The sequence below is a fragment of the Pseudomonas sp. B21-009 genome (genome assembly GCF_024749345.1).
GTDB lineage: Bacteria > Pseudomonadota > Gammaproteobacteria > Pseudomonadales > Pseudomonadaceae > Aquipseudomonas.
On record NZ_CP087199.1, the window covers coordinates 2,443,853 to 2,462,438 of the forward strand.

An 18,586-nucleotide genomic window follows, 5' to 3' on the forward strand; every position below is an offset into this window, starting at 1 on the left:
TCTCATAACCCCTGAAGGAGAATACGCCATGAGTACCTTTGCCAACGTTGCCAACTTCAACGGCCAGGTGCCGCGCATAGACCCTGAAAATGTCGCGATGCTGCTGATCGACCACCAGAGCGGCCTGTTCCAGACGGTCAAGGACATGCCCATGACCGAGCTGCGGGCCAACGCCATCACCCTGGCCAAGATTGCCAGCCTGGCGAAGATCCCGGTGATCACTACCGCTTCGGTGCCACAAGGCCCCAATGGCCCGCTGATTCCGGAAATTCACCAAGCCGCGCCGCATGCCCGCTATATCGCCCGTAAAGGTGAAATCAACGCCTGGGACAATCCCGAGTTCGTCGAGGCAGTCAAGGCTACCGGCAAGCAGCAACTGATCATCGCCGGCACCATCACCAGTGTGTGCATGGCCTTCCCGAGCATCAGCGCAGTTGCTGCAGGCTACCAGGTGTTTGCCGTGATCGACGCCAGCGGTACCTACTCGAAGATGGCTGAGGAAATCACCTTGGCGCGGGTAATGCAGGCCGGTGTGGTGCCGATGGACACCGCTGCGGTGTGCTCGGAGGTCCAGCGCAGCTGGAACCGCGAAGACGCCCAGCAATGGGCCGAGGCCTACAGCTCGGTGTTCCCGCATTACCAGCTGCTGATTGAAAGCTACCTCAAGGCGCAACAGGTAGCCCGCGACAATGAACTGCTCGATTCGCAACGCTGATCCCTCATGTCCGGTGCCTGGCACCGGCGTCTCAACGCAAGGAGTAAGACCATGACCAAGCCCTACGTCCGCCTGGACAAGAACAACGCTGCCGTCCTGTTGGTCGACCACCAGACCGGCCTGCTGTCGCTGGTGCGAGACATCGACCCGGACCGTTTCAAGAACAACGTGCTGGCCGTCGGCGACCTGGCCAAGTATTTCAAGCTGCCGACCATCCTCACCACCAGCTTCGAAACCGGCCCCAACGGCCCGCTGGTGCCCGAGCTCAAGGCGCAGTTCCCCGAGGCGCCGTACATTGCCCGCCCGGGGCAGATCAACGCCTGGGACAACGAAGACTTCGTCAAGGCGGTCAAGGCCACCGGCAAGAAGCAGCTGATCATTGCCGGTGTGGTGACCGAGGTGTGCGTGGCTTTCCCGGCGCTGTCGGCCCTGGAAGAAGGTTTTGAGGTGTTCGTGGTTACCGATGCTTCGGGCACCTTCAACGAGCTGACCCGTGACTCGGCCTGGAACCGCATGTCGCAAGCCGGCGCCCAGCTGATGACCTGGTTCGGCCTGGCCTGCGAGCTGCACCGCGACTGGCGCAACGATATCGAAGGCCTGGGCACCTTGTTCGCCAACCACATCCCCGACTACCGCAACCTGATGACCAGCTACAACACCCTCACCAACGGCAAGTAACGCCGTTCAATGATCGACGGCCGGGCGCTGGTGTGGCCCGGCCGTCGTCGTCTGACAGTCGTCGAAATCCCTGGCGTCGTTGCCGTTTCCCAGGTGATGATCGGCGCATGAATTCCACTTCCAGCCTGTCAGGCCATCGCCGCAGCATTCGGCCCGCCAGCGCCATCAGCTTCTGGCTGGCTTACCAGCCACCCTTGCACTGGCCGTCGCTGCTGGGGTTTCTTGCTGCGCGGGCGATTAGCGGGGTAGAGACGGTCGTAGCGGGGGTCTATACCCGCAGTTTTGATCTCGCTCGTGGCCAGGGCATCGTCCAGGTCGCGAAGGCGCGTGGGCACCGGCTGAAAGTCACTGTGATCGCTAGCTCTGCCGGTGCGTTGCCGGGGTTGCTGGCCAGGGTCCGGCGAGTATTTGACCTGGATGCCGAGCCGCTGAAGATCGAAGCACTGCTGCGCCGCGACCCGTTGATGGCGCAATTGATCGAACTGCGCCCGGGCCTGCGCGTGCCTCGGGGCTGGGATGGGTTCGAGCAGGCCATGCGTACAGTGCTGGGCCAGCAGATCAGCGTCGCCGGGGCGATTACCCTGGCCGGGCGCCTGGTGGCGGGGTACGGCGAGCCGCTGGCCGCGCAGCTTCAGCGTGTACCCGGCCTGACCCATGTGTTCCCCCGCGCAGAGGCTGTTGCTGACGTCGACCTCAGTGGCCTGGGCATGCCGCGCTTGCGGGCCGCGACACTCTCGACCCTGGCCCGGGCGCTGCTGCACGACCCGCAACTGCTGCGCCCTGAGCGCGACCTGGAGGCCTGGGTCCAGCGCCTGTGCCGGCTGCGCGGTATCGGCCCGTGGAGCGCGCACTACCTGGCCTTGCGCCAGATGGGCGCGGCCGATGCCTTGCCGCTGGGCGACGTGGCGCTGGTCAAGGCCCTGCGCCTGCTTGAAGGCCCCGAGGCGCAACTGGCCCAGCGCGCACCGGCCTGGAGCCCGTGGCGCGCCTATGCCGCCCAGCACCTGTGGGCGTCGTTGAGCTGACTCAGCTGGACTGGCGCCAGGTCACATCGGTAATGCCGTAGCGTTCGGCCAGTGGCTTGCTGACTTTTTTGACTTTTTCGCGGCCGTACCGGCCTATGCGACCGATACCGGCATCGCAACTTGCCCAGTGCCAGGCTTCAGCGTTGTCCATCGTCTCGGCGCGGATGATGAAGGACTTGTGATCGCCGTGAAGCTGGTAGTCGATGACGAACAGTTTTGCGTTGTTCATGGGTCTGGAATGATCCTTACAGAGCAGTGACCAAGAAAATCCCTTCAATGCCTCTAGTGAGTGCTGCGCTTGCAGAAAAATTCCATCGGATTTCAGCTCTTCAGTGGGCGCCGCTGATCGTCAGGTGCCGGGCATCCTTTTCGAACACCACCTGCTCCAGGCGATGGGCGATGCCGCAGGCCAGCGAATCGTAGGCGGGGATGACCTTTTCTTCGGTCGACAGGCAATGGAAGATGTCCAGTTTGCGCTCGGCCTGGGCAGTCTCCAGCTCGAAAATGCGTACGTAGCGCTCCAGGTCGTTGTTCAGGCTCGACAGGTATTCACGCAGGCGCGAATGGTCCACCGCGCTCTGGCTGAAGTGCCAGGTCATGGGGTGGATGAGAAAACGCGAATGCGGCGCGGCGACACGCTCGCCAGCGGCCAGGTACATGATGATGCCCATCGATTCGATGTTGCCGGCGTTGACTGCGCACAACGGCACCGGCAAGGACTTGAGAAAGCTGTACAGCGAGAAACCGAAGTTGGTGCTGCCACCGGTGGTCGACAAAAACAGCAGCAAGGAGGTGGCGCCATCGTCGACGGCCTGCAGGCAGCGGTCGCGAAAACGCTCGGTGGTGTCCTGATCGATCTGGCAATGAAAGTGGATCACCTGTTGGCTCATGGCAGTGCCTCGGGACCGACGCACGTGGCGTGCGCCGGCCTTTCGTCCTTTAGCTACGGCCGCCACCACTTGGTTTGCGGGTCTGGTCTTTGCCCATGTCGGGCTTGCGGCTCTGGTCACTTGGCTTTTGATTGCCACCGGAAGCCTGGCCACCCTTTTTCCCGGCTTCAGACGCTTTTTGCCGGTCGTTCGCGAAATTCCCGGGATTCGAAGTGTCTTTGCTAGCCATGATTCTCTTCCTCTTGTGAATGTTCGCAAGGCGTTTGCCTTACACAGGTTGGGAGGCGGTCGGCGCAGGCAAAGTTTGAAATATTTCGCCGCTGCGGGACGAACGGTCCGGGGCCGCCGTTCATCCCCGATAGCCGCGAATGCTTTGAACTTGGCGAGCCACGGGTGGCTCTTCCGAAAGACCATTGCTGCCCTGCATGGGGGAACGGCGCGGCATCAGCAATTTCAATTGGCATCGAGGGCCGACGCAGTACTAACTAAATAGTCGGGCCCTCCGACACGAGGATCGCAGCATGTCACTGATTGGAGTTTCCACGCTTGAGTTGTGCCATATGATCGAACAGGCATTGCTGCCTGAACACAGTGTGGTGTCGTGCTCCGATGGCGAGCACCTGACCATCCAGATGGGGCAGGGCGATAGCCTGGGCGACTGCCTGACCGTCACCGGCATCAAGGTGCATAGCCTGACTACCTGCCACGAACTTGCCGCCCTGGTGGCCCAAGTGCGCGAAGAGCAGCGCCTGGGGCGTAGCCAGATTCCGTTCAAGCCCCAGGCGCTTGCCTGAACCACGCCGACTGCGTCCAGTCAGCCGAGGCTGGCCGGGCGCAGGTATTCAGGGCTGAGGACGTTGAACCAGAACAGGATCATCGATACCAGGATGGTCACCAGCACCAGCAGCCCCACCGCCCAGACACTGGTCGAATACAGCAGGCCGTCTTCCTTGCGCAGGCGCAGGAAGGTCGGCAGGCCGACGTACAGCAGGAACGTCGCATAGGCCGACGCCGCACCCAGCACGATCAACGCCAGCCAGCGCCCGGGGTAGAGCCCGGCGACACCGGCGATGAAGTACGGCGTGGCGGTGTAGGCGGCAAAGCCGATGCACTGGTTGAGGCTGGGGCGGGCATCAAAGGTGCGCGACATCCAGCGAATGAACCCGCCCATGATCATCACCCCGAGCACACAACAGGCGTACAGCAGCACACCCAGTTCAGCGGCGCTGGCCACGCTCAGGCGCACCCGCTCGGTGCCGGCCAGGCTCCAGCCGATACTGGTGGTGCCGATGAACAGGCACAAGGCGGGAATCAGCGCCATCAGCAGCAGGTGCGGCAGGTAATGGCGCGGGTGCAGTTCTTCTTCCTGGCGGATTTCCATCCAGGCGTCAGCGGGGTGGGTGAAGAGTTGAACCAGATGGGTACTCATGGTGACCTCCGGGTAAACAGGGTTTAAAACACCGCTCCCTGTTCTATGGAGGTCTGGCCGGCGACGGGGTTTCATTTATTTGAACCACCCAGCCCAAGATCCGGTGTATACACCGCTGTTGTGGGAGCCGGGTTACTGCAGCTCCAGCTGCAACTGCAAGCCACCGTCATCACAGCGCCGGTGATACTGGACGATCCCGCGATAAGTACGGCCCTCCCAGACAAACGCCACGCTGTGCGAACGCTCAAGCTTGGCCGGTACCGGCGCGCGTACCTGCAGGCGCAGGCCCGGCAGGCCATTGATGTTCAATGGCGCCAGTTGCACTTCACATTCGGCGCTGTGGGCCACCGGGCCGAACAGCGTGTCCTGGACAAAGTCGATCTGCAGGCTGGTCGGGCTGGCCGGGCTGACCTTTCTCATTCCAGGGCCCTCCTTCAGTTCTTGCGGTGCGCGTTTTGCAGTTGCTTGGCCATTTGCAGGTGATGCTTGAGGGTCGGCAACGTGATCTTGGCAAAGGTGCGCAGGTCGTCCGGGTCGGAGGTCGACCGGCTCTCTTCGTCGAACAGGCGCACCGCCTGTTCATGGGCGTCGACCTGATGGATGGCATAGGCCGCATCGAACGACGCGCCGTCCTGCACCTGCAGCATCATCTTGCGCGCCTTGCTGGTCAGGGCAGCGTCGTCCGGGACGCTGAAGTCATGTTGTCTGGCCAGCTCAAGCAGGTGCTGATTGGCTTTAGTGTGATCCTTGATCATCTGCTGGGCAAACGCCTTTACCTCGGGCGAGCGGGTTTTTTCCAGGGCCAGCTGGCTGGTCTGAATTTCCGCCATGCCAGCACTGATGGCTTCGTCGACAAAGGCATTGTTGCTGGCGGCCTGGGCGCCGATGCTGAGCAGGGCGCAAAGCCCCAGGGCGAGGCGGGTGGGGCGCAGGAACGGGCTCATGAGCGGTATCTCCGTGGGTGTGAACAAACGGACGGCTGTTAGTTTTACGAAAGGCTGCCGGCGCCAGAGTTCAGCTTCAATGCTGCGCAGCAGCGGATCGGCGCAGTTGCAGCAAACCTTCACCGACCGGCGCAGTCAGACTGACAAAGGGCCCTTCAAATACCCCTGGGAGAACGTCATGGCCAGAGCTATCTGGAAAGGTGCCATCAGCTTCGGCCTGGTGCATATCCCGGTGTCGTTGAGTACTGCGATCAGCAGCGACCGGGTCGATTTCGACTGGCTCGATGAGCGCAGCATGGAACCGGTGGGCTACAAGCGGGTGAACAAAGTCACCGGCAAGGAGATCGCCCGCGAGCACATCGTCAAGGGCGTGCAATACCAGAAAGGCCAGTACGTGGTGATCAGCGAGGAGGAGATCCGCAAGGCCCGCCCCGAGGCGACCCAGACCATCGATATCTTCTCGTTCGTCGACAGCGACGAAATCCCCCTGCAGCAGTTCGACACCCCGTATTACCTGAGCCCCGACCGGCGTGGCGGCAAGGTTTATGCCTTGCTGCGCGAAACCCTCGAGAGCACCGGCAAGGTGGCCCTGGCCAAGGTGGTGCTGCACACCCAGCAGCACCTGGCGCTGCTGCGCCCGCTGGAGGACGCGATGGTGATGATCACCCTGCGCTGGCCCGAGGAAGTGCGCGGCCTCGACAGCCTGGAACTGGACGCCAGCGTGCGCGATTCGAGCATCGACAAGCGTGAGCTGCAAATGGCCAGGCGCCTGGTCGAGGACATGAGCGGGCACTGGACGCCGGAGGACTACCGCAACGACTTCAAGGACACCATCATGAGCCTGGTCGAAGAGAAGGCCAGCCAGGGCAAGATCGCTACGGTCGAGCCGCTGGAAGGCGAAGGTGAACAGAAAAGCGCCGATATCATCGACCTTACCGAGCTGCTCAAACGCAGCCTGGGCGGGCGCAAACCGGCGGCGAAGAAAGCCGCGCCAGCGGCGAAAAAGCCTGCCGGCAGCAAGCCGCGCAAGAAGGCCTGATCAGCCGGCCACGGTGGTTTCATGCAGATGGCGCCAGCGCAGGGCGCCATCGTGGCGCTCGAACACCGCGGTCGAGCGGCGCACCGAGCGATTGCCGGCGTTATCGACCTGCCATTCGCGATAACTGACCACGCAAAGGCTTGGCCCTTCGCCAATCACTTGCAGCTCATCGATGCTGATTTGCAGCCCGGCGCGCTGGCCGTGGGCGTGGGCGAACAGTTGCTGCAAGCCCTGATAATCGACGATTTGGCCGGGCAGGTTGATCATCGAGAACTGCGCGCTGAAGCGCGCCATCAAGGCGTCCAGCTCTGTGGCGTGGGCTGCGCCGGACAGCCATTGTTCGATGGCTACGTGGGCGTCGAGAACTTCCTTGAAAGCGGGATGGGTCATGGGCACATCTCAAGTAGGAGTGGTAGTAAGCCCCAGGCCGCGAGCCCCGGGCAGTTTCAGCACCAGCGGTAGCGGAATCAGGGTCAGCAGCGCGGCGAGGATGAAGGTGTGCCGGAACGCCTGGTCATCGGGCAGCAACCGGTTAAGCACGGCGCCGAGCACGGCGACGCCGAGGCAGAAGCTCAGCTGGCGGTTGAGGTTCCACAAGGCGCTGGCCTGGCCCATTTGCGCAGGCGCAATGGCCAGGAACGCCAGGCTTTGCGCGCTGCTGCTGCACAGGCTGCTGCCCATGCCGAGCAGGGCGAAGATCAGCGCCAGCCAGGCCTGGTGCCCGGCAACCGAGGGCAGGGCCAGCCATACCAGCGCGGCGCCCTGAATCAGCATCCCGGCAATCAGCAGGCGCTTGGGGCCGCTCAGGTTGAAGCGCCAGCGCCCCCAGGCGATCGCCGCCAGGGCGCCCACTGACCAGGGCAGCATCAGGGCGCCGGTGGCCGTGGCGCTGAGCCCAAGGCGCTGCTGCAGGTACAGGGCGGCCACCAGGTTGGCACCGATGAACACGCTTGGCACGCACAGGTAGATAAGCATCGCCGTGCGCAGCAGCGGTTGGCCGAGCAGGCGCAACTCCAGCATTGGCTGCGGCGCAGGCAACGGCGGGTTTGCCGGCAGCCAGGCCAGCACCAGGGCAAGGGTGATCAGGCTCAGCGGCAGCATGGCGAAGAAGATCCAGCGCCACGAGCCCTGATCGACTACCACCCCGCCCAGTGCCGGCGACAACGCCGGGACCAGCAAGGCGACCATCATCACCAGTGAGGTCAGGTGGTGGCGCTGCTCGGGCGCATACAGGCGATAAGCCATGGCCTGGCCCACCGGAATCAGCAGGCCGCCACCCAGGCCTTGCAGCAGGCGCCAGACCAGCAGGCTGTCGATCGAACCGGCGCTGCCTGCCAGCGCCGAGCCCAGGCCGAACAGCGCCAGCGACAGCATTAGCGTTTGCCGTTCACCCAGCCGCGTGGCCAGCCAGGTGCCCAGCGGGATCACCAGGGTCAGGCCAAGCATGTACAGGTTGCTGCTCCAGCTCAGTTGCGCCACCGAAGCGTGCAGTTCCTGGCCCAGGGCCGGATAAGCGGCGTTGAGGGCGAACATGTTGAGCAGGTCGAGGGTGAAACCCAGCAGGTAGACCAGGGTGACTTTCGTGCGATAGGGCATGAGTACTTCGATGGGCCGGAGAAAGGCGCAGTCTAGAAGCTTGTTAACGCTTGAATAAGGTGCGTAAACCCGGCAGATTGGTCGAATTATTTTGACAATGGCGATTGCACCGCATGGTCAGCCTCGACCGTTTCGAACTGTTTTGCGCCGTGGTCCAGGCCGGCTCCTTCACCGGCGCCGCCGAGCGCTTGCAGCAAACCCGCGCTGCGGTCAGCTTCAGCATCAAGCAACTGGAAGCTGAATTGGGCGTCACCCTGCTGACCCGCACCACCCGCCGCATCGCCTTGACCGATGCCGGCGAGCGCTTTTACCAGCGTTGCCTGTTGTTGGTCGAAGATGCCCGCATCGCCATCGACGAAGCGCGCGCCGAGCACGCCGGCCTGCAGGGCAGCTTGCGGATTACTACCACGGTTGAATACGGGCTGAAGGTGCTCGCTCCGGCGTTGCAGGCGTTCTGCCGCTTGCACCCGCAGCTGAGCGTGCGTCTGGAAACCCACACCGCTCAGGTCGACCTGGTGCGCGAGCGCTTTGATGTCGCCATCCGCCTGGGCCAGGCACACGACTGCGATTACCGTGGCGTATGCCTGGCGAGCTACCAGGTGCGCCTGGTGCTGGCGCCCGGCCTGCTGGCTGCCCACGGCGAGCAGTTGATCAACTCACCCGCGCGCCTGGCTCAGCTGCCGCAACTGGTGCACAGCCGTTTCGAGCAGAACAACCGCTGGGCGCTGGTCGACAGCAAGGCGCGCAGTTCGGAGTATGCCCCTCAGGGCACGCCATTGCTGATCGCCGACAATGCCTCGATCCTGCGTGCCTTTGCCGTGCAGGGCGCAGGCGTGGCGCTGTTGCCGGACTGGCTGGTGGCCGATGAGCTGGCCAGCGGGCAGTTGCTCGATGGGCTGCCGGGCTATGGTTTTGCGCCGCAAAGCGTGTATGCCCTGTATCCGTCCAGCCGCCACGTACCGCGCAAGGTCCGCGCCTGGATCGACTTCATCAAGGCCTGGCTGGCTACGCCCGGGCCGGATCATTCAGGTTGTTGAGAAAATCCCCGAAGCCGCCGCGCACCCGGCAGTCCTTGCGGCTGCTGGTCGACACGCTGTTGCGCGCGGTCCAGACGATATGTGCGCCGCTTTGCTGCAGGTCGTTGACCAGTTGTACATCCTCGTGCAGCGGCAATGGCTGGAACCCCCCGACCTTTTCATAGGCGCGGGCGCAGATGCCGAGGTTGGCGCCGTGTATGTGCCGGTGGCCTTCGCGGGCCTGGTAATGGGCCAGGTAGCGTTCGCGCAGCGCCGCATCCTGGTGGGCTTGCCAGGTGTCGACATGCACCGTGCCGCACACCGCATCGGCGGCAAAGGCCAACTGGCACAACAGCCAGTCGGCCGGGACGCAGCTGTCGGCATCGGTGAAGGCCAGCCAGCGTGCGCCACGCTCGAGCATCAACGCCGCACCGGCGCGGCGCGCCTGGCCGACATTGCGCGCCTGGACCTTGAGCAGCTCCACGCCATGGGCGCGGGCGACGGCCTCGCTGGCATCGCAGCAGCTGTCCAAAACCACCACAATCTGCACCTCTTCACCCAGCGCCGACACCGTACGCGCGGCACGGCCAAGGGCGCGCAGGCAGCGGCCGAGCAGTTGTTCTTCGTTATGCGCGGGGACAATCACGGCAATCATAGGCAGGGCTCGTCAAGGTCGATGGCATAAGGCTGGACGCACCAGTATTCAAGAACAAAGTCGGCCTCTTCGTGGTGCAGGCTGCGGTACAACGGCAAGCGCTCGGCCAGCAGTTCATGGACCTGGTGGCCGGTTTGCGGGCAGCCGTCGATCGGGTGCAACCAGTGGCACAGCAGCAGGGCGCCGTCAGAGGTCAGGCTGGCCGTGGCGCGCTCCAGTACTTCCAGCCACTGGCCGGGGTCCAGGTAGTAGCCGATCTCGCTGAGCACGATCAGCTCGAAGTCGCCGGCCGGCCAGTCGCCAGGCAGGCAGCCTTGCATGACCTCGGCGTTGGGCCATGGCCGCAGGCGTTCAGCGGCCAGTTGCACGGCGGTGGCGTTGAGGTCCTGGCACAAAAGGCTTTCGCAGCGCTCGGCGAGGGCGGCGCTGAGCTCGCCATTGGCGCAGGCCGGCTCGAATACGCGGCCGTAGTACTGGCGCGGCAGGCTGGCCAGCAGCAGCTCGCGCTTGCGTTTTTCGTACCAGCGGGTGCGAAACGCCCAGGGGTCGTCGCTGTGCGCGAACAGGTGCTCGAAGTAGCTGGCCGAGACGCTCATGTGAACACCAGTTCGAAGGGTTGCTGCAGGCGGGCCAGGGCCTCGCGGTCAAGCACCGGCGGGGTCTGCTCGTCGGCCTGCAACTGGCTGGTATGGGCGGCGATGGCCTGTTGCTTGAGGGCTAGCACCGCGCGGTCGAGAAACAGCTTGTGGGCGCGCTGCCAGGGCAGCCGCGGGTCGCTGGGGCGGGCCCAGTGCCAGGCCCAGATCGGCACTTCGATCAGGCGCGCACCGACGGTGTCGCAGGCACGGGCGCAAGCGCGGCCCACCGCTTCATGGTCGCAGTGGCCGTCCAGGCGCCAGGTGGTCAGCACCCGGTCGCTGGTGCGCAGGAGCTGCACCAGGCGTTCGGCCAGCCAGCGTTCATGGTTGGCCACGGCGCTGTCGGCCAGGCCCAGGCGCAGCCAGCTCAGGCGGCTCAGGTCCAGCCCGAGACGGCGCAGGGCATCGGCGCTTTCCCGTGGGCGTTGCTGGCGCAGGCGTTCGCTGGTCCAGTGGCGCGAATCGGGATGGCTGGCCTCACCGTCGCTGACCGAGACCAGCAGCAACTCGTGTTCACGGCCACGCATGCCAGCCAGCACCCCGCCGCAGCCGAGCACTTCGTCGTCCGGGTGCGGGGCGACCACCACCAGGCGCCTGCCAACAGGCACTAACTGGTCATGGGTAATTGCCGGCACCGACTGCAGGATCGCCGACGCTTGCCAGTGCGCCAGCGGTGTGCCCGGCGCCTGGATCGGGTTTTGCGGTGGTTGCAGGGTCATAGCCGCCAGCCTCCCTCGGGGGTTGCACGCACTTGCCGGCCCAGCTCGGCCAGGTCGCGCTCGGCATGGCTCTGGCGCAGGAACACCGGCAGGTCGGCGCTGAGCCGGGCGAACTGGCTGTCGCGACAGAACGGCGTCGCGCCCAGGGCCCGGCCGACGTGATCGAGCACACAGAGTGCGGCGCTCTCGACCTGCGCGCGCAGGCGCCGGACGCTCAGTTCGGCATCGCTGCCTGGATGGCCGTCGATCCACGCCGCGGTTTCGTGCAGGGCCGCCCGGGCTCCGGCAAGCGCCGCGTCGACTGCGCCCAGATGCGCCTGGGCGTGGGCGTCTTCATGGCTGCGGCAGTGTTCGAGCAAAAACTCGCCCAGGGTTTGCGCCGCGCCGTACCAGCAGGCGGCGATGCCAGCGCCACCGTGCCAGAAGCCCGGTCGCGACAGGTACTGGCCGCTACTGCCGACCAGGTGCGCCGGGCAGTCGTTGAACTCGACATCGACGCTGGCGGTAATGGCCATGCCGACCGCCTGCCAGCCGTCATTGAAGATGCGCAGCGCCGGTTGGTTCAAGGCCACCGCCACCAGTTGCGGACGGTCTTGTTCGTCCCAGGCGGTGAGCAGCGCCCGGTCGATCTGCAGGGCGCCGGAGCACCAGGCCTTACGGCCTTGCAGGTGCACGTCGTTGCCGCTGCGACGGACGATACGCACCCGCGCATTCGGCGGCTCGGCTGCCCATACCCCCCAACTGCCCGCCGGGTCCAGATGGTTGGCGGCGCACTCATGGATGATCGCCAGGGCGTCGGTATGGCCCTCGAACAGCTTGGCCAGGGCCAGATCAGCCCCGGCGACCTCGGCCAGTACCTGCCAGCGCTGCAGGGTGCGGCCATGACCGGGTAGCGGCAGTTGGTCGAGACCGGTCTCCCGGCATTGTTCCAGGCAGCGTTGCAACTGGCGGTCGAGGGTCAGCGCCTGCGGGCGACGGGCGAAGGTCTGTAACAGCTCCAGGTGGTTCATGACTCAACCCCCATGCGCCGGCGCAGTTCCTTGCTGATCGACTGGCGTACCTGGCCATACCCGGCCCAAGGGTCATCGCCTGCGGCCAGGCGTTCGCCGAGGTTGAGCAGGTTCCACTGGTTCGCGCCTTTAAGCTCGGTCAGCTCTTCACGGCGAATCGGCACCGACACCGGCAGCCCTTCGCGGGCGCGGATCGAATAGGCACAAACCGTGGTCGCGCCTTTACCGTTGCGCAGGTAGTCGATGAAGATCCGTCCGACCCGGTTCTTCGGCCCGGACACCGCCGACAGGCGCTCGGGGAACAGCCCGGCCAGGTGCTGGACCATAGCGTGGCTGAAGCCTTTGACCTCGTCCCAGCCGGCGCGCCGGGTCAGCGGCACGACAATGTGCATGCCCTTGCCGCCGCTGGTCTTGAGGAATGACTGCAGGCCCAGTTCGTCGAGCAGCGCCAGGGTCAGCTGGGTGGCTTCGAGCATGGCCTTCCACGGCAGCGCCGGGTCCGGGTCGAGGTCGAGGATCAGGCGGTCGGGCCTGTCGAAATCCTTGGCGGTGGCGTTCCAGGTGTGCAGCTCGAGGGTGTTCATCTGCACGGCGCCGAGCAGGGTCCGGGCCTGGTCGATGATCATCAGCGCCTGGCCGGCTTCGGCCTTGGCGTGGCTCTCAAGGCCCGGGATGTTCAATTGCGCGGCGTTCTTCTGGAAGAACAGCTCGCCGGCCAGGCCATCGGGTGCGCGCACCAGCGCCACCGGGCGGCGCTTGAGGTGCGGCAGGATCCACTCGGCGACCTGGGCGTAGTACTCGGCGACCTGGCGCTTGCTGATGCCGGTGCTGGCGTCGATGACGCGGTCGGGGTGGGTCAGGTGCAGGTTGGACGTTTTGCTTGCCGGGGTTTTCACGGGTTGCTCCAGGCCAATGGCCTTGGCCGGTTTGTCGTCGCGCAGGCCATGGAACACCGAATGGCGGACCACGCCGTCGCGGGTCATCTGCGCATAGGCGACCTCGGCCAGCAGCCTTGGCTTGAGCCAGTGCACCCCCCTGGCCTCGGCGCCGCTGGGCGGCTTGGCAAACTGCGGCCTGGCCACTTCGAGGGGTTTGAGGCGCTGGTGAATATGGGCCAGGGTCGCGCTGTTGAACCCGCTGCCGACCTTGCCGGCATAGCGCAGCTCGCCGCGGTCATCATGCAGGGCCAGCAACAGCGCGCCGAAGGCCTCGCGCGAGCCCTTGGGCTCGGTAAAGCCGACGATGACGAACTCCTGGCGCTGCTTGCACTTGAGCTTGATCCAGTCGCTGCTGCGCCGGTTCAGGTAGCTGCTGCCCAGGCGTTTGCCGATCAGGCCTTCCATCTGCATTTTGCAGGCGCTGTCGAGCAGCGATTCGACGCTCTGGTCAAAGTCGGCGGAAAAGCGCAGGCGCTTTTCATCGGCCTTTTCCAGCACCTTTGCCAACGCCGCACGCCGTTGCTCCAGCGGGCACTGGCGCAGGTCCATGCCGTTGAGGTAGGGCACATCGAACAGGTAATAGAGGATCTGCTCGTCGCGTTGCTGGTCGAAGGCATTCTGCAGGGCCTGGAAATCCGCGACGCCGTGCTCATTGGCCACCACCATCTCGCCATCGAGCCAGGCCGAGTGCAGGCCGAGCCTGGCCAGGGCCTTGGCTTGCCGGGGCAGCCTGGCGGTCCAGTCATGGCCGTTGCGGGTGAACAGGCGCACCTCGTCACCTTCGATGCGGGCGAGGATGCGGTAGCCGTCGAATTTGACTTCGTAGCGCCAGTCGCCTTCGGGCGGCGTCTCTACCAGGGTGGCCAGTTGCGGCTTGAGCGAGGCGGGCAGGGCAGCTTTTTTCGCGCCGCCGAGTTCGCTGTTGCCGTCTGCCTTGGGTGTGCGCGTGGGCAGCGTGCGTTCGCTGACCACGCTGTCTGGCTCGGCTTCGAGAATGTCGTAGTCGGCCTGCGGGCGCGCCTGGGCATCGTCGGACTTGATCAGCAGCCACTGCTCCTTCTTGCCGGCCAGGTGAGTGCGAAACAGGTTCCAGATGCCCGAGAGTTTCTCGCCCTGCAGGCGAAAGCGCAGCTTGCCCTTGGCATAGGCCTTGTGTGGATCTTCTTCGGGAATCCATACCCCACGGTCCCAGACGATCACATCACCGGCACCGTAATGGCCTTCGGGGATGGTGCCTTCGAAACTGGCGTAGTCCAGCGGGTGGTCTTCGACGTGCACGGCCAGGCGCCGGACCTTGGGGTCCAGCGACGGGCCCTTGGGGATGGCCCAGCTTTTCAGGGTGCCGTCCAGCTCCAGACGAAAGTCATAGTGCAGGTGGCTGGCGTCGTGTTTCTGGATGCAGTACTGCAGGGCGTGGGCGGTTTTTTTGCCGCTGCGCTGATGGCCTGCGGGCTCCGGGGTAGCGTCGAAATTGCGCTTGCGCGCGTACTCCTGCAACGGCTTGGCCATGGCGGTGTCCTGCGGCTTTTGGGCGGGTCCTAAGCATTGGGATAGGGCGGCAGGGGTGGGAGTTCAATCGGCTTTTGTTCGAGGTGGGGCCGCTGCGCACCCCATCGCCGGCAAGGCCGGCTGCCACAGGGTGCGAGCGGTCGGTGTATCAGCCTTGTTTCTTGATGATCGCCTCACTGATGCTCGCCGGCGCCTCGGCGTACTTGGTGAACTCCATGGTGTAGCTGGCGCGGCCTTGGGTCATCGAGCGCATCTGCGTGGAGTAGCCGAACATCTCGCCCAGCGGCACTTCCGCACGCACTACCTTGCCCGCCGGGGTCTCGCCGCCTTCCTGGATCATCCCGCGGCGCCGGCTGAGGTCGCCCATGATGTCGCCCTGGTACTCTTCGGGGGTCACCACTTCGACTTTCATCACCGGCTCCAGCAGTACTGCACCGCCTTTATCCTTCAGCTGTTTGGTGGCCATGGAGGCGGCGACCTTGAAGGCCATCTCGTTGGAGTCGACGTCGTGGTACGAGCCGTCGAACACCGTGGCCTTGAGGCCGATCAGCGGATAACCGGCCAACACGCCGTTTTGCATTTGTTCTTCGATGCCTTTCTGGATCGCCGGGATGTATTCACGCGGCACCACGCCGCCGACCACTTCGTTGACGAACTCCAGGCCCTCTTTGCCTTCATCGCCCGGGGCGAAGCGGATCCAGCAGTGGCCGTACTGGCCGCGACCGCCGGACTGGCGAACGAACTTGCCTTCTATCTCGCAGGTGTTGCGGATCTTCTCGCGGTAGGCCACCTGCGGCTTGCCGATATTGGCCTCGACGCCGAACTCGCGGCGCATGCGGTCGACGATGATGTCCAGGTGCAACTCGCCCATGCCGGAGATGATCGTCTGCGCCGTCTCTTCGTCGGTGCGCACGCGAAACGACGGGTCTTCCTGGGCCAGCTTGCTCAGGGCGATACCCATTTTCTCCTGGTCGGCCTTGGTTTTCGGCTCGACCGCCACCGAGATCACCGGGTCGGGGAAGTCCATGCGTTCGAGGATGATCGGCTGGTTGATGTCACAGAGGGTGTCGCCGGTGGTGACGTCCTTCATGCCGATCAGCGCGGCGATGTCGCCGGCGCACACGTCCTTGATCTCGGCGCGCTGGTTGGCGTGCATCTGCACCATGCGGCCGATCCGCTCCTTCTTGCCCTTGACCGAATTGAGCACGGCATTGCCGGAGCTGAGCACGCCGGAGTAGACCCGGGCGAAGGTCAGGGTGCCAACGAAGGGGTCGGTGGCGATCTTGAACGCCAGCGCCGAGAACGGTTCGTTGTCGTCGGCGTGACGCTCCAGGTGCTTGTCTTCGTGGTCGGGGTCGGTGCCGTTGATCGCCGGGATTTCCGAGGGCGCCGGCAGGTAGTCGATGACCGCGTCGAGCATCAGCGGCACGCCCTTGTTCTTGAACGACGAGCCGCAGATCGCCGGGACGATCTGGTTGGCCAGGGTGCGCTGGCGCAGGCCGGCCTTGATCTGCTCGTTGCTCAGCTCCTGGCCGTTGAGGTACAGCTCCATAAACTCGTCGTTGGCCTCGGCGGCGGCCTCGACCATGTGCGCGCGCCATTCGTTGGCAAGCGCGAGCATGTCGGCGGGAATCTCTTCTTCGCGGTAGCTGGTGCCCTGGTCGTCGTCGTTCCAGTAGATGGCCTTCATCTTCACCAGGTCAATCTGCCCGGCGAAATGTTCCTCGGCGCCGATCGACAGCTGGATCGGCACCGGGTGGTGGCCCAGGCGCTGGTCGATCTGCTTGACCACGCGCAGAAAGTCCGCGCCCTGGCGGTCCATTTTGTTGACGTAGGCCAGGCGCGGCACATGGTACTTGTTGGCCTGGCGCCAGACTGTTTCCGATTGCGGCTCGACGCCGTCGGCGCCGCTGAACACCACCACCGCGCCGTCGAGCACGCGCAGCGAGCGCTCGACCTCGATGGTGAAATCGACGTGGCCGGGGGTGTCGATGATGTTGAAGCGGTACTTGTCGGGGAACTGCTTGGTCGAGCCCTGCCAGAACGCCGTGGTCGCCGCCGAAGTGATGGTGATGCCGCGCTCTTGCTCCTGGGCCATCCAGTCCATGGTCGCGGCGCCGTCGTGCACCTCGCCCATCTTGTGGTTGACCCCGGTGTAGAACAGGATGCGTTCGGTGGTGGTGGTCTTGCCGGCGTCAACATGGGCGACGATGCCGATGTTGCGGTACAGCTCGATAGGGGTGGTGCGCGCCATGAGGGGTCACCTGTGTGTGATGCACAAGAAGAGGGTATTCCCAAGGTAGCAGAAGTGCAGCGCCTTGCACGGCGGGCCATGGCTGAAGCAGGTTCATCCATGGGCTGAGCAGGCATCGGTTGTAATGCGCCCGGGGCTGTCGCTTAATCGTTGCATTCGCCTCATGGAGCTGCCCGATGCCGCTGGAAAAATCCGTTACTGCCTGGTGCCAAAGTCATCCGCTGATCGCAGGTCTTGTGGCGCTGCGCCCGACCTGCTGGTTCAACCCGGCCCTGGCGCCGTGCGCCGAAGCCCTGGGTGACGTGGCGCTGACGGCCGCGGATATCCGTGAGGCCAGCGCGCGGCTCGAACGCTTTGCCCCGTTCATCGCCTCGGCGTTCCCCGAAACCTCGGCCAGCGCCGGCATCATTGAATCGCCTTTGGTGGCGCTGCACGCGTTGCAGGCGGTGCTGTGCGCCGAGCAGCAACTGCCAGTGAACGGCGCGCTGTGGCTCAAGGCCGACAACCTGCTGCCGATTTCCGGTTCGATCAAGGCCCGCGGCGGCATCTATGAAGTGCTCAAGCATGCCGAAGACCTGGCCCTCAAAGGCGGCCTGCTGCAACCGGGCGACAGCTACGCCAGGCTCGACAGCGATGCCGCCCGGACGTTCTTTGGCCAGTACAGCGTGGCGGTCGGCTCCACCGGCAACCTGGGCTTGTCGATCGGCATCATCAGCGCGCGCCTGGGTTTCAAGGCCACCGTGCATATGTCTGCCGATGCCCGCCAGTGGAAAAAGGAGCGTCTGCGCGCCTGCGGCGTCGAGGTGCGCGAGTACAGCGCCGACTACAGCGTGGCGGTGGAGCAGGGGCGCAAGGAGGCCGAGGGCGATGCGCACTGTCACTTCGTCGATGATGAAAATTCGCTGAACCTGTTCCTCGGTTACGCCGTGGCCGCCGAGCGCCTGCAGCGCCAGTTGGCGGAACAGGGCATCGTGGTGGATGCCGAGCACCCGCTGTTCGTCTACCTGCCTTGCGGCGTCGGCGGAGGCCCTGGTGGCGTGGCCTTCGGCCTCAAGCAGATCTTTGGCGACGCAGTACATTGCCTGTTCGCCGAGCCGACCCACTCGCCGTGCATGTTCCTAGGCGTATACACCGGCCTGCACGACGCGGTGTCGGTGTACGACTTCGGCATCGACAACCAGACCGCCGCCGACGGCCTGGCGGTGGGCCGGCCCTCGGGCTTTGTCGGCCGTTCGTTGCAGCGCCTGGTCGACGGCTACTACACCGTCAGCGACGCTACCCTGTACCGCCAGCTGGCGCAGATGCAGGCGTGTGAAGGCATCGAACTTGAGCCGTCGGCGCTGGCCGGGGTGGCGGGTATGTGCACTGTGCTGCAGGAGCAGCAGGGCTACCGTCAGCGCCTGGGCTTGAGTGAGGCGCGCATGGCCCGCGCCACCCACCTGGTGTGGGGCACCGGCGGCAGCATGGTGCCGCGCGAGGAGATGGACCGCTACCTGGCCAGGGGCCGCGCAGAACTTGCCGGTAACTGATC

General features: G+C 64.8%; 21 protein-coding genes. 7 read left to right on the forward strand and 14 right to left on the reverse strand.

The features are described from left to right. Positions 1-28: 28 nt before the first annotated feature. The 3 genes from LOY34_RS11380 (at position 29) to LOY34_RS11390 (ending at position 2,418) form a co-directional block, all read left to right on the forward strand. Positions 29-715 (forward strand): hydrolase, encoded by a 687-nt coding sequence (locus tag LOY34_RS11380; protein WP_093383842.1) that lies wholly within the window; start codon positions 29-31, stop codon positions 713-715. Between the two features lie 51 nt (positions 716-766). After that, positions 767-1,393 (forward strand): isochorismate family cysteine hydrolase YcaC, encoded by a 627-nt coding sequence (gene ycaC, locus LOY34_RS11385; protein ID WP_093383839.1) that lies wholly within the window; start codon positions 767-769, stop codon positions 1,391-1,393. 107 nt (positions 1,394-1,500) lie between these two features. Further along, positions 1,501-2,418: a DNA-3-methyladenine glycosylase gene (locus LOY34_RS11390; RefSeq protein ID WP_195883813.1), complete on the forward strand. Its 918-nt coding sequence runs from the start codon at positions 1,501-1,503 to the stop codon at positions 2,416-2,418. A gap of 1 nt (position 2,419) precedes the next feature. Here LOY34_RS11390 and LOY34_RS11395 read toward each other — a convergent pair whose 3' ends face one another. The 3 genes from LOY34_RS11395 to LOY34_RS11405 all read right to left on the reverse strand — a co-directional run bounded on the left by LOY34_RS11395 (position 2,420) and on the right by LOY34_RS11405 (position 3,537). Then, complete coding sequence (locus tag LOY34_RS11395) at positions 2,420-2,647, reverse strand: DUF6555 family protein (protein ID WP_093383833.1); 228 nt, start codon at positions 2,645-2,647, stop codon at positions 2,420-2,422. Positions 2,648-2,747: 100 nt separating this feature from the next. Continuing rightward, complete coding sequence (locus LOY34_RS11400; RefSeq protein ID WP_045196795.1) at positions 2,748-3,308, reverse strand: ATP-dependent Clp protease proteolytic subunit; 561 nt, start codon at positions 3,306-3,308, stop codon at positions 2,748-2,750. Between the two features lie 49 nt (positions 3,309-3,357). Further along, positions 3,358-3,537: a general stress protein gene (locus tag LOY34_RS11405; protein ID WP_082075430.1), complete on the reverse strand. Its 180-nt coding sequence runs from the start codon at positions 3,535-3,537 to the stop codon at positions 3,358-3,360. 292 nt (positions 3,538-3,829) lie between these two features. On the opposite strand from LOY34_RS11405, the gene LOY34_RS11410 reads away from it, so the two are divergent. Then, positions 3,830-4,102 (forward strand): DUF1652 domain-containing protein, encoded by a 273-nt coding sequence (locus LOY34_RS11410; RefSeq protein ID WP_195883814.1) that lies wholly within the window; start codon positions 3,830-3,832, stop codon positions 4,100-4,102. A 20-nt stretch (positions 4,103-4,122) separates the two neighbouring features. Here LOY34_RS11410 and LOY34_RS11415 read toward each other — a convergent pair whose 3' ends face one another. From LOY34_RS11415 to LOY34_RS11425, 3 genes are all read right to left on the reverse strand, one after another. Further along, on the reverse strand, positions 4,123-4,737 hold the full coding sequence (locus LOY34_RS11415) for a Yip1 family protein (RefSeq protein ID WP_195883815.1): 615 nt from the start codon (positions 4,735-4,737) through the stop codon (positions 4,123-4,125). Positions 4,738-4,869: 132 nt separating this feature from the next. Further along, the gene (locus LOY34_RS11420; protein ID WP_045196801.1) at positions 4,870-5,157 is read right to left on the reverse strand and encodes a hypothetical protein; all 288 of its coding nucleotides are present in this window, start codon (positions 5,155-5,157) and stop codon (positions 4,870-4,872) included. A gap of 14 nt (positions 5,158-5,171) precedes the next feature. Further along, a complete protein-coding gene (locus tag LOY34_RS11425; RefSeq protein WP_195883816.1) occupies positions 5,172-5,681 on the reverse strand; it encodes a DUF4142 domain-containing protein in 510 nt (169 codons plus the stop codon). A 178-nt stretch (positions 5,682-5,859) separates the two neighbouring features. Here LOY34_RS11425 and LOY34_RS11430 point away from each other — a divergent pair, with 178 nt between their 5' ends. Continuing rightward, positions 5,860-6,720 (forward strand): Ku protein, encoded by an 861-nt coding sequence (locus LOY34_RS11430; RefSeq protein WP_195883817.1) that lies wholly within the window; start codon positions 5,860-5,862, stop codon positions 6,718-6,720. Here LOY34_RS11430 and LOY34_RS11435 read toward each other — a convergent pair whose 3' ends face one another. Both LOY34_RS11435 and LOY34_RS11440 read right to left on the reverse strand, forming a co-directional pair. Beyond that, positions 6,721-7,110: a nuclear transport factor 2 family protein gene (locus tag LOY34_RS11435; protein WP_230090846.1), complete on the reverse strand. Its 390-nt coding sequence runs from the start codon at positions 7,108-7,110 to the stop codon at positions 6,721-6,723. It abuts the gene before it with no gap. Positions 7,111-7,119: 9 nt separating this feature from the next. Then, a complete protein-coding gene (locus LOY34_RS11440; protein WP_258664832.1) occupies positions 7,120-8,316 on the reverse strand; it encodes an MFS transporter in 1,197 nt (398 codons plus the stop codon). 113 nt (positions 8,317-8,429) lie between these two features. On the opposite strand from LOY34_RS11440, the gene LOY34_RS11445 reads away from it, so the two are divergent. Continuing rightward, on the forward strand, positions 8,430-9,353 hold the full coding sequence (locus LOY34_RS11445) for a LysR family transcriptional regulator (RefSeq protein WP_195883820.1): 924 nt from the start codon (positions 8,430-8,432) through the stop codon (positions 9,351-9,353). Here LOY34_RS11445 and LOY34_RS11450 read toward each other — a convergent pair. From LOY34_RS11450 to fusA, 6 genes are all read right to left on the reverse strand, one after another. Continuing rightward, positions 9,322-9,987 (reverse strand): glycosyltransferase family 2 protein, encoded by a 666-nt coding sequence (locus tag LOY34_RS11450; RefSeq protein WP_258664836.1) that lies wholly within the window; start codon positions 9,985-9,987, stop codon positions 9,322-9,324. The two genes, LOY34_RS11445 and LOY34_RS11450, sit on opposite strands and share 32 nt — an antisense overlap. Beyond that, positions 9,984-10,583: a bifunctional 2-polyprenyl-6-hydroxyphenol methylase/3-demethylubiquinol 3-O-methyltransferase UbiG gene (locus tag LOY34_RS11455; RefSeq protein WP_195883822.1), complete on the reverse strand. Its 600-nt coding sequence runs from the start codon at positions 10,581-10,583 to the stop codon at positions 9,984-9,986. The genes LOY34_RS11450 and LOY34_RS11455 overlap by 4 nt, the downstream gene beginning before the upstream one ends. Continuing rightward, a complete protein-coding gene (locus tag LOY34_RS11460; protein WP_195883823.1) occupies positions 10,580-11,344 on the reverse strand; it encodes a PIG-L deacetylase family protein in 765 nt (254 codons plus the stop codon). The genes LOY34_RS11455 and LOY34_RS11460 overlap by 4 nt, the downstream gene beginning before the upstream one ends. Continuing rightward, positions 11,341-12,354: an acyl-CoA dehydrogenase family protein gene (locus tag LOY34_RS11465; protein ID WP_195883824.1), complete on the reverse strand. Its 1,014-nt coding sequence runs from the start codon at positions 12,352-12,354 to the stop codon at positions 11,341-11,343. The genes LOY34_RS11460 and LOY34_RS11465 overlap by 4 nt, the downstream gene beginning before the upstream one ends. Continuing rightward, entirely contained in the window at positions 12,351-14,801 is a 2,451-nt protein-coding gene (gene ligD / locus LOY34_RS11470; RefSeq protein WP_195883825.1) for a DNA ligase D, read from the reverse strand. Before ligD ends, LOY34_RS11465 begins: the two co-directional genes overlap by 4 nt. 148 nt (positions 14,802-14,949) lie before the next feature. Further along, positions 14,950-17,055, reverse strand: a complete 2,106-nt coding sequence (fusA, locus tag LOY34_RS11475; RefSeq protein WP_093383797.1) for an elongation factor G — start codon at positions 17,053-17,055, stop codon at positions 14,950-14,952. Between the two features lie 176 nt (positions 17,056-17,231). Here fusA and LOY34_RS11480 point away from each other — a divergent pair, with 176 nt between their 5' ends. Beyond that, positions 17,232-18,584, forward strand: a complete 1,353-nt coding sequence (locus tag LOY34_RS11480) for a D-serine ammonia-lyase (protein WP_195883826.1) — start codon at positions 17,232-17,234, stop codon at positions 18,582-18,584. Positions 18,585-18,586: the final 2 nt, after the last annotated feature.

Coding starts and splice junctions, on each gene's coding strand:
- LOY34_RS11380 (WP_093383842.1), top strand. CDS start 29: ATGAGTACCTTTGCCAACGTTGCCAACTTCAACGGCCAGGTGCCGCGC.
- ycaC (WP_093383839.1), top strand. CDS start 767: ATGACCAAGCCCTACGTCCGCCTGGACAAGAACAACGCTGCCGTCCTG.
- LOY34_RS11390 (WP_195883813.1), top strand. CDS start 1,501: ATGAATTCCACTTCCAGCCTGTCAGGCCATCGCCGCAGCATTCGGCCC.
- LOY34_RS11395 (WP_093383833.1), bottom strand. CDS start 2,647: ATGAACAACGCAAAACTGTTCGTCATCGACTACCAGCTTCACGGCGAT.
- LOY34_RS11400 (WP_045196795.1), bottom strand. CDS start 3,308: ATGAGCCAACAGGTGATCCACTTTCATTGCCAGATCGATCAGGACACC.
- LOY34_RS11405 (WP_082075430.1), bottom strand. CDS start 3,537: ATGGCTAGCAAAGACACTTCGAATCCCGGGAATTTCGCGAACGACCGG.
- LOY34_RS11410 (WP_195883814.1), top strand. CDS start 3,830: ATGTCACTGATTGGAGTTTCCACGCTTGAGTTGTGCCATATGATCGAA.
- LOY34_RS11415 (WP_195883815.1), bottom strand. CDS start 4,737: ATGAGTACCCATCTGGTTCAACTCTTCACCCACCCCGCTGACGCCTGG.
- LOY34_RS11420 (WP_045196801.1), bottom strand. CDS start 5,157: ATGAGAAAGGTCAGCCCGGCCAGCCCGACCAGCCTGCAGATCGACTTT.
- LOY34_RS11425 (WP_195883816.1), bottom strand. CDS start 5,681: ATGAGCCCGTTCCTGCGCCCCACCCGCCTCGCCCTGGGGCTTTGCGCC.
- LOY34_RS11430 (WP_195883817.1), top strand. CDS start 5,860: ATGGCCAGAGCTATCTGGAAAGGTGCCATCAGCTTCGGCCTGGTGCAT.
- LOY34_RS11435 (WP_230090846.1), bottom strand. CDS start 7,110: ATGACCCATCCCGCTTTCAAGGAAGTTCTCGACGCCCACGTAGCCATC.
- LOY34_RS11440 (WP_258664832.1), bottom strand. CDS start 8,316: ATGCCCTATCGCACGAAAGTCACCCTGGTCTACCTGCTGGGTTTCACC.
- LOY34_RS11445 (WP_195883820.1), top strand. CDS start 8,430: ATGGTCAGCCTCGACCGTTTCGAACTGTTTTGCGCCGTGGTCCAGGCC.
- LOY34_RS11450 (WP_258664836.1), bottom strand. CDS start 9,987: ATGATTGCCGTGATTGTCCCCGCGCATAACGAAGAACAACTGCTCGGC.
- LOY34_RS11455 (WP_195883822.1), bottom strand. CDS start 10,583: ATGAGCGTCTCGGCCAGCTACTTCGAGCACCTGTTCGCGCACAGCGAC.
- LOY34_RS11460 (WP_195883823.1), bottom strand. CDS start 11,344: ATGACCCTGCAACCACCGCAAAACCCGATCCAGGCGCCGGGCACACCG.
- LOY34_RS11465 (WP_195883824.1), bottom strand. CDS start 12,354: ATGAACCACCTGGAGCTGTTACAGACCTTCGCCCGTCGCCCGCAGGCG.
- ligD (WP_195883825.1), bottom strand. CDS start 14,801: ATGGCCAAGCCGTTGCAGGAGTACGCGCGCAAGCGCAATTTCGACGCT.
- fusA (WP_093383797.1), bottom strand. CDS start 17,055: ATGGCGCGCACCACCCCTATCGAGCTGTACCGCAACATCGGCATCGTC.
- LOY34_RS11480 (WP_195883826.1), top strand. CDS start 17,232: ATGCCGCTGGAAAAATCCGTTACTGCCTGGTGCCAAAGTCATCCGCTG.